The 6309-nt window shown below is 71.8% G+C and carries 8 protein-coding genes; 1 reads left to right on the top strand and 7 read right to left on the bottom strand.

What is annotated here, in order from left to right; all coding sequences use genetic code 11:
* Nucleotides 1-11: 11 nt before the first annotated feature.
* On the bottom strand, nt 12-509 hold the full coding sequence (moaC, locus tag AC2H6A_RS17135) for a cyclic pyranopterin monophosphate synthase MoaC (RefSeq protein ID WP_484274929.1): 498 nt from the start codon (nt 507-509) through the stop codon (nt 12-14).
* Between the two features lie 59 nt (nt 510-568).
* Here moaC and AC2H6A_RS17130 point away from each other — a divergent pair, with 59 nt between their 5' ends.
* Nucleotides 569-2071, top strand: coding sequence for a M48 family metalloprotease (locus tag AC2H6A_RS17130; protein ID WP_484274928.1), 1503 nt, complete (start codon nt 569-571; stop codon nt 2069-2071).
* Here AC2H6A_RS17130 and AC2H6A_RS17125 read toward each other — a convergent pair.
* From AC2H6A_RS17125 to AC2H6A_RS17100, 6 genes are all read right to left on the bottom strand, one after another.
* Complete coding sequence (locus tag AC2H6A_RS17125) at nt 2058-2663, bottom strand: DUF2946 family protein (RefSeq protein WP_484274927.1); 606 nt, start codon at nt 2661-2663, stop codon at nt 2058-2060. The genes AC2H6A_RS17130 and AC2H6A_RS17125 overlap by 14 nt on opposite strands.
* Nucleotides 2650-3552 (bottom strand): YheT family hydrolase, encoded by a 903-nt coding sequence (locus AC2H6A_RS17120; RefSeq protein ID WP_484274930.1) that lies wholly within the window; start codon nt 3550-3552, stop codon nt 2650-2652. Before AC2H6A_RS17120 ends, AC2H6A_RS17125 begins: the two co-directional genes overlap by 14 nt.
* A gap of 103 nt (nt 3553-3655) precedes the next feature.
* Complete coding sequence (locus AC2H6A_RS17115; RefSeq protein WP_484274926.1) at nt 3656-4093, bottom strand: YybH family protein; 438 nt, start codon at nt 4091-4093, stop codon at nt 3656-3658.
* An 11-nt stretch (nt 4094-4104) separates the two neighbouring features.
* Nucleotides 4105-4962, bottom strand: a complete 858-nt coding sequence (gene purU, locus AC2H6A_RS17110) for a formyltetrahydrofolate deformylase (RefSeq protein ID WP_484274925.1) — start codon at nt 4960-4962, stop codon at nt 4105-4107.
* Complete coding sequence (gene waaF, locus AC2H6A_RS17105) at nt 4959-6026, bottom strand: lipopolysaccharide heptosyltransferase II (protein WP_484274924.1); 1068 nt, start codon at nt 6024-6026, stop codon at nt 4959-4961. Before waaF ends, purU begins: the two co-directional genes overlap by 4 nt.
* A gap of 6 nt (nt 6027-6032) precedes the next feature.
* Nucleotides 6033-6239, bottom strand: a complete 207-nt coding sequence (locus AC2H6A_RS17100; protein WP_484274923.1) for a zinc-finger domain-containing protein — start codon at nt 6237-6239, stop codon at nt 6033-6035.
* Nucleotides 6240-6309: the final 70 nt, after the last annotated feature.

The raw sequence follows: 6309 nt of genomic DNA, 5'->3' as shown, positions 1-6309 counted from the left end.
CCCCCCACGGCTCAGTCTTCCGAGAGCCAGGATCCCGTCTTGCCGCCGTGCTTCTCGAGCAGGCGCACCTCGGTGATCACCATGCCGCGGTCGGCGGCCTTGCACATGTCGTAGATGGTGAGAAGGCCGACCTGCACCGCGGTGAGGGCCTCCATCTCGACGCCGGTCTGGCCGGTGCACTCCACCCGCGCGCGGCAGTCGACGCGCGAGTCGGCATCGTCGATCTCGAAGTCGATCGCCACGCGGGTGAGCGCGATCGGGTGGCACAGCGGGATCAGGTCCGAGGTGCGCTTGGCGGCCTGGATGGCGGCGATGCGGGCCACCCCGAGCACATCGCCCTTGCGCGCGGTGCCGGCTCGGATGAGCGCCAGGGTCTCGGGCTTCATGCGGATGCTGCCGGTGGCCAGCGCCACCCGTCGGGTGGCCGGCTTGTCGCCGACATCGACCATGTGGGCGCTGCCGGTGGCGTCGAAGTGGGTGAGCGGGGAGGGGGGGAGAGGCGTGGTCATGGTGCAAGGCTATGATAGCAATCCCGCCGGGCCTTCCTGCCGGCCCTCTGGCCTTGCCGATGGCGCAACCCTTCCCCTTCGGGCCAGCTGCCCGCCGTGCCGTTGCCACGCTGCTGGCGCTGACCCTGGCTGCCCTGCCGCCGGCTGCGCACCCGCAGGCCGACAACCTGCCCCGGCTGGGTGACGCCGGCGGCGAGGAGCTCTCGGCGAACGCCGAGCGGCGTCTGGGCGAGACCATCATGCGCGACCTGCGCCGCGATCCGGATGTGGCCGACGATGTCGACGCCGGCGACTATCTCAACCGTCTGGGCGCCCAGCTTGCCGCCACGCCCTCGGCCAGCGGCTTCAGCTTCGAGTTCTTCCTGGTGCGAGATGCCACCATGAATGCCTTCGCCCTGCCGGGCGGATTCATCGGCGTGCACACCGGCCTGATCGCCGCGGCCCAGACCGAGTCCGAGCTGGCCTCGGTGCTGGCCCACGAGATCGGCCATGTCACTCAGCGCCACATCGCGCGGATGCTCGCGCAGCAGCGTCAGACCTCGATGATGACCCTGGCCGCGGCCATCCTGGGCGCACTCGCCGCGCGTTCCAACCCGCAGGCCGCCGCCGGTGCGATCACCATGGCCAGCGGCGCCCAGCAGCAGCAGATGCTCGCCTTCTCGCGCGACGCCGAGCGCGAGGCCGATCGCGTGGGCATCGACACCCTGCGTGCCGCAGGCTTCGAGCCCGCCGGCATGGTCAGTTTCTTTGGCCGGCTGCAGCAGGCCACGCGGGTCTACGAGAGCAACGCGCCGGGCTACACCCGCAGCCACCCGCTCACCGCCGAGCGCATCGCCGACATGATGCTCAGGGTCCAGGACGACCGTTATCGCCAGCGGCCCGACAGCCTCGAGTTCCGTCTGGTCCGCGCCCGGCTGCGGGCGCTGGCGGTCACCGGGCTGGATGGCCTGCGCGACACCCGGGCGCAGCTCGAGCGCCAGCTGCGCGAGCGTGCCACCCATGACGAGCTTGGCGCGTGGTTCGGGCTGGCCACCGTGCTGGTCGCGCAGCGCGACTTCGTGGCCGCCGATCGCGCCCTGGCGCAGGTGCGCCAGCGCCTGCCTCAGGGCCATCCCATGGTCGAACGGCTGGCCACCGAGGCCCGGCTGAGGGCTGGTGACGCTGCTGGTGCCCTGGCCCTGGCCGAGGCCGGCACGGCGAAGTTTCCGGGCGCGCGCGGCCTGGTCCGGCTGCAGGCCGAGGCTCTGCTGGCCAGCGGCCAGGCGGTGCGGGCCGAGCGCCTGCTGCAGGATCAGCTCGCCACCCTGCGCAGCGACCCCGTGCTGTGGCGCCTGCTGGCGCAGGCCCACCACGCTGCCGGCCAGGCCGCGCTCGCCCATGTGGCCACCGCCGAGGAATATGCGCTCGGCGGCAACTGGCGTGCCGCCGTGGAGCAGCTGCGCCTGTCTCGACGAGCCCTGCCGGCGCTCGACTTCTACACCGGCTCGCTGGTCGATGCGCGTCTGAAGGAGTTCGAGCTGGAGTTCCAGCGCGAGCAGGCTGATCGGGTCAGGACTCGCTGAGCGGCGCGGCCGCACGAGGCCGGACCACATAGCCGAGCATCCCGGGCGGGCTGGCCAGGGGCCGCAGCGCATGCCACTCGCGGCCCAGGCGCAGCCGCAGGCTGCCGCCCTGGTCATTCTCGGGGCCGCTGTCCGGGTCGCTGTCGCTCATCTCCAGGGCCGCGAGATCGAGATCATGGATCACCCCCGGGCCGGCCTCGGTCTGCGCGAACAGGTTGCCGTCGCGATCGATCCCCGCGCCGAGCACCGCGCCCGAGGGATATCCGGTGTGCGTCACCAGACGGGTGCGCTCGCCTTCGCCGAGCACCCGGAACACCAGGGGGGCGATGTCGAGGTCGACGAAGACCCGTTGCGGGCCGTTCTGCCAGTACCAGCGGCCCTGCGGATCGGCGAGATAGTTGCGACCGATGAAGTCGATGATCGGCGGGCTGGTGATCTCGCTGCCGGCCCCGTCGCGGGCTTCGTCGAAACCCGGCCGGCCGCGGTCGATCAGCAGCCAGCGCCCGCGGCGATCCAGGCGCAGCCAGCCGTACATCGCCGGCACATCCGGCCAGCGCTGCATGGCGCGTTCGACGAGTTCATCGATGGGCATCGAACCATCCGCTGAGATAGTCGGCCAGCCAGGCCGAGGGCCGGGCGGCGCCCCCGGCGTGGAAGCCGACATGGCCGCCGCGCCGGGTGTAGTGCAGGCTGACCTGCGGGGAAACCTGCGCGGGACTGGCCAGGGCCGAGGCCGGCAGGAAGGGATCGTTCAGCGCGTTGAGCACGCGGGTGGGCACGCGGATCCCGCCCAGGAACTGCCGGCACGAGGATCGCTGCCAGTAGTCATGGCAACCGGCGAAGCCGTGCATCGGCGCGGTGACGGTCTCGTCGAAGTCGAAGAAGTCGCGCGCGGCGAGCATGCGCTCGCGGTCGAAAAGGCCGGGATGCTGCGCGAGCTTGCCCAGGCTCTTGCGCTTGAGGGTGCTCAGGAAATGGCGTGTGTAGACCCGGCTGAAGCCGCGTGAGAGCGCGACGGCGCCGGCGTGCAGATCCTGCGGCGGGCACACCGCGGCGGCCGCGCGCACGAAGCCGGCGGCGTCGTTGCGCTCGCCCAGCCACTTCAGCAGGGCATTGCCGCCGAGCGACACGCCCGCGGCAAAGAGCGGCTGGTCGGCACTGCCGGGCTCGGCGGCGAAGCGGCGCAGAACCCAGTCGATCTCGTCCGAGTCGCCGGAGTGATAGGCGCGCGGCGCGCGGTTGAGTTCGCCGCTGCAACCGCGGAAGTGGGCCACCGCGCCACGCCAGCCGCGGGCCGCAGCGGCCGCCATCAGGGCACGCGCATAGGGACTGTCGGAGCCGCCCTCGAGCCCGTGGAACAGCACCACCAGGGGCGCGGCGCGGCCCTCGGGCGGATCGACCCGATCGACATCGATGAAGTCGCCATCGGGGGTGTCCCAGCGCTCACGGCGCAGCCGCACCGCCGCGCGCGGCGCGACCATCGCCGGCCAGAGGGTCTGAAGGTGGCCGCCGGGCAACCAGCGGGGCGGGTGGTACTCCAAGGCGAGGCTCCGGGGATGGCGGCGCGGTGCGCCGCCTCGGCGGCTAGTGAAGCACGGTGGGCGCAGAACCGGCCTGCGCGGGCGCAGCCTGCTCGCCCAGCGGCGAGGCGTGGTGCAGCACCATCCGCCAGCCGGCGAGGGTCTTGACGAAGACATTGGTGGCCACGCATTCGACCAGCTGTGCGCCGCCCTGGCCGGTGACGGCGAGCTGCTCGATCAGGTGGTGGACCGAGAGCAGCCCGCTCTCGTGCACCCGGCGGTCGATCGCCTGCACGGCCACGCCACCGCCGCTGAAGATCTGCTCGAAGGAGGCGCGGATGGCCACCAGCCCGACCAGGCGCGCGCCGTTCGGATGCGTGCAGGCCACCTCCTCGTCGTCGGCCCACAACGCCATCAGGGCATCGGTGTCACCACGCCGCATGGCGTCGTAGAAGGCCTCCTCGGTGGCTTCGGCCGAGGCGTGGACCGGGGCTCGGCGCATCGCGGGCGGGGTCAGCGGAAGACCACCGTGCGGTGGCCGTTGAGCAGCACGCGGTGCTCGACATGCCAGCGCACCGCGCGGGCGAGCACCACCGACTCGACATCGCGGCCGATGGCCGCCAGCGTCTCGGGCCCCATGGCATGGTCGACCCGCTCGACATCCTGCTCGATGATCGGGCCCTCGTCGAGATCGGCGGTCACATAGTGCGCGGTGGCGCCGATCAGCTTCACCCCGCGGTCATGGGCCTGCAGGTAGGGCTTGGCACCCTTGAAGCTGGGCAGGAAGCTGTGGTGGATGTTGATCGCCCGGCCCTTGAGCTGTGCGCAGGTGGGCTGCGACAGGATCTGCATGTAGCGGGCCAGCACCACCAGGTCGATGCGCTCGCGCTCCACGAGCTCGAGCAGCCGCTCTTCCTGCTGGGCGCGCGTGGCGGCGGTGACCGGCAGGTAGAAGAACGGGATGCGGTAGCCATGGGCCAGGGGCTGGAAGTCGGCGTGGTTGGAGACGATGGCGGGGATCTCCATGGCGAGCTGCCCCGAGGACCACCGGAACAGCAGGTCATTCAGGCAGTGACCGAACTTGGAGACCATGAGGAGCACCCGCGGTCGCACCGCCAGCGCGTGCAGCCGCGCATCCATGGCGAAGCGGGCGGCGATCGGGCTGAAGGCCTCCTCGAGCGTGTCCCGGTCGAGTGGTGCGGCGGCCGAGAAGTGCACCCGCATGAAGAACAGCCCGGTGCTGGCATCGCCGAACTGCGCCGAGTCGATGATGTTGCAGCCCCGCTCGAACAGGAAGCCGGTGACGTGATAGACGATGCCGGTGGTGTCCGGGCAGGACAGGGTCAGCACGAATTCGGGGGCGGTGCTCATCGGGAGGGGCGCTCGGCTTGGGGTTGCAGGACCTGGCGCAGCGAGGCGAACACCGCGGTCGGGGAGAGGTCGTTGAGGCAGCGGGTATGGCCCAGCGGACAGTCGCGCTGGAAGCAGGGACTGCAGGCGAGCTGCAGCCACTGCACCTGCGCCCGCGGCGAACGCGGCGGGGTGTGGCGCGGGTCGCTCGAGCCGAAGACCGCCACTTGCGGCCGGCGGCAGGCGGCGGCCACGTGCATGAGGCCGGAGTCGTTGGAGATCACGGCGCTGGCGCTGGCGATGAGCCCGAGCGCTTCGTCAAGCGAGGTGTCGCCGCAGAGATTGCGAAGATCCTGGCCCGAGAGCGCCGCGATCTCGGTGGCCATCGCACGCTCGCGCGCCGAACCCACCAGCGCGATCGTGGCCTCGGGCCATTCGGCGGCGGCCAGGCTGGCCAGGGCGGCGAAGTGACGGCTGGGCCAGCGCTTGGCCGGCCCGTACTCGGCGCCCGGACAGAGCAGGATCAGCGGCTCGTCGGGGCGCAGCCCGAGTCGGGCCCGCGCCTCGCGCGCCAGACCCGGGCGCGGGCTGAGCACCGGGTCGGGCACCGGCCCCTCATGTCCGGCCAGTGCCGCGTAGAACTCGACCATGGGCTGGCGCGCTTCGCCCTTGCGCGGCGGCACGCGCTGGTTCAGCAGCAGGTAGCGCGACTCGCCGTGGTGGCCGATGCGCAGCGCAATGCCGGCAAGCCAGGGCGCAAGCGCCGACTTGGCGGAATTGGGCAGCACATAACAGCGATCGTAGCCGCGGGCGCGCAACTGCCGCGAGAGGCGCCAGCGTTCGCCCCACTGCGGCTTGCCGTGGCGGTTGGCGGCCTCCAGGGTCTCGGTCACTTCGGGCATGGCGCGGAAGACCGGGGCCACCGCGGGTGGTGCAAGCACATCGAGAACGGCCTGCGGATGCTGGCGCCGCAGCAGCGCCAGCAGGGGCTGGGCCATCACGGCGTCACCGATCCAGTTGGGCGCGATCACCAGGATCCGCATGTCGCTGCGGCGGGGTGCTGGCCCGCCCGGATCCGGCGCCATGACCGCTCAGTGGTGGCCCTTGACCACCGCGCCGGCCTTGAGCCGGTACTGAGTGCCGCAGTAAGGGCAGCGCGCGCCGCCCTCGTGGGTGACATCAAGATACACCCGCGGGTGGTGGTTCCAGATGGGCATCCGCGGGTTCGGGCAGAACGCCGGCAGATCGCCGCCGTCGAGTTCGACGGCGGCGGGCGCTTCGGGCTTGGGCTGGCTCATGGCGACGCGGGCGGAAGGCGGCTCAGACCAGGGTGAGCCAGTGGCGGTACTGGTCGTTGCGGCCGGCGAC

The sequence above is a fragment of the Quisquiliibacterium sp. genome, assembly GCF_982640115.1.
This window is presented reverse-complemented; position numbering and strand designations above follow the sequence as displayed.